The sequence below is a fragment of the Ideonella sp. P3_A4 genome (genome assembly GCF_056403075.1).
Map to the genome: position 1 here is coordinate 1 of NZ_JBFUGE010000911.1, position 1,847 is coordinate 1,847.

The window sequence follows — 1,847 nt, forward strand, 5'->3', positions numbered from 1 at the left end:
GTCTACTGCTTCATTCGTTTGGCAATCTATCTGTTTGCTCGGACTCGGCGATGAAGTCGGCTACTTTCCCGCTGTGCCCTAACCCCTCCGTCAAGGGGACCTGCCTTCGGCAGGCCCCTTACGTCGAACGTTAGACCCAATTCTCTTCTTGCGGGCCATCATGAACGCAGCACTAGAGTTCCATGACTCCGAGGTCAGCGCAATCCAGTCGAAGGACGAAAGTCTGTTGGTTGCGTTCTCTGCTGCGTACGTTCACCATTCCGAAGGATTACCTGGCGTTGACACTGGCTCGGGATACGTTCAAGCGCTAGAAATGCTTCTGCAGCAAGCCACTTGGTCCGGCTCTCTGGGTTCTTGTCTTGGCAGGCTGTCAGATGGGAACATCTCAGTAGGCGAGCTGCGTAGGTCACTTGTCCCGTTGCCTTACGAGTCGAACGGGCCGGTCCAGGTGGAGCTTGTGTTTCAGAATGGAGAATCCCTCACTGCAACCGCGGCGCGCGCGATCATTCGCTTCATCGGTGAACCGCGCTTTGTTGAAGCATTCAGGTGCTAGCTTGAAGAAAGCTGCTCAGCGTTTGCGCAACCTAGGGTCTAACCCCTCCGTCAAGGGGACGTCCCGCAAGCGGGCCGCCCCTTACGTCGAACGTTAAGCGTCCGAATCCACCATGAACGCGCAGCAGTTCGTCTCTCATTGGCTTGAGCTCAAGGCCGAACTCCTTGAAGCATTTCTGGGCAAGCAGAGCAAGTCTGAAGTTGCCATCCAGATTCAACGCTTGGAGCTTGAACCCCAGCAAAGTGAGTTGTTGCGAGTTGCAGTCGATGGAATGCTTCGCGACACCATGTACACGCTGCTGCTTGGCCTTGAAGGCGCCGCCAGCATTGGCAGAGATCAGCGGCCTTACACAATTACAGATGAAGATGGCAATGTCATCTCGAAGTGTGGCGAGCTCGAAGCCGAGGCGTGGCGGCAACTTCACGGTGGTAGCGAGTAGGCTTCATCATGTGCAGGTCGCCTTTGTCTTCTTTTGCGCTGCCAGCCGTGACGCCTAACCACTCCGTCAAGGGGACGTCCCGCAAGCGGGCCGCCCCTTACATCGAACGTTAAGCGCCATGAATCTCGACCGTTGGTCCCAAATCATGAGTGAGTTGGCCATCCCAAGCGTTGAAGCGTCAGTTCGCGCCGCCGCATGGCTTCATCGCGAAGCCGATATCGAAGACATTCCTCGCCTGCTCGCCTTGCTCAATAGCAATGACTTCTTTGTCCGAGAAGCAGCAGCGTGGCCTCTCGCCGAACTGACCGGAACACGAGTCCTTCCAGAGTTGTTCGCAGCCTACCAGCGCGGATTTGACGAAGGACACGACAATGACGGTTTTACCGCGGCCTTGCTAGAGATTCCGCATCTTCATCCGTTCGAAGTCGAGCCGGCGCTCTTGAGCATCATCAACACAGCCAACGAACCAACTCTTGGCCACGCTAAGTGGTTGCTTGAGTTTTGCAAACCCAAAGGGTCTGAGCATCATGGGCCTGGCGCCTAACCCCTCCGTCAAGGGGACGTCCCGCAAGCGGGCCGCCCCTTACGTCGAACGTTAGGTGGCATCTTCGCCTCAGATTTGAAGTGCAACACTTCTTCTCCAAGGAGCAGTTGCACGAATGGGAATCCGATACTCTCACCTGTCCTCGACAGATCGCGTTCGTATTGAGGTCTGCTTGCGCTACGGCGCTCGTGCGGCCGCCGTGGCACGCTTTGTCGGCTGCCATCGGTCTACCATTTGGCGGGAGCAAGAACGCGCAAAGTCTTATGGCTTCAGGACCTACGCCGCCGACTTCGGCCAGCGCTTCTATGACC

3 protein-coding genes are annotated in these 1,847 nt (G+C 56.7%); all 3 read left to right on the forward strand.

Translation table 11 applies throughout. The features are described from left to right. The first annotated feature begins 665 nt into the window (after positions 1–665). The gene (locus AC1DYI_RS34340) at positions 666–992 is read left to right on the forward strand and encodes a hypothetical protein (RefSeq protein WP_477208579.1); all 327 of its coding nucleotides are present in this window, start codon (positions 666–668) and stop codon (positions 990–992) included. A gap of 118 nt (positions 993–1,110) precedes the next feature. Then, the gene (locus AC1DYI_RS34345) at positions 1,111–1,536 is read left to right on the forward strand and encodes a HEAT repeat domain-containing protein (RefSeq protein WP_477208580.1); all 426 of its coding nucleotides are present in this window, start codon (positions 1,111–1,113) and stop codon (positions 1,534–1,536) included. A 115-nt stretch (positions 1,537–1,651) separates the two neighbouring features. Beyond that, positions 1,652–1,847 (forward strand): helix-turn-helix domain-containing protein (locus tag AC1DYI_RS34350; protein ID WP_477207832.1); only part of this gene is annotated, 196 nt, incomplete at its 3' end.

Bases quoted from the DNA above. Each gene is read 5' to 3' on its own strand.
- AC1DYI_RS34340 (WP_477208579.1), top strand. From the start codon at position 666: ATGAACGCGCAGCAGTTCGTCTCTCATTGGCTTGAGCTCAAGGCCGAA.
- AC1DYI_RS34345 (WP_477208580.1), top strand. From the start codon at position 1,111: ATGAATCTCGACCGTTGGTCCCAAATCATGAGTGAGTTGGCCATCCCA.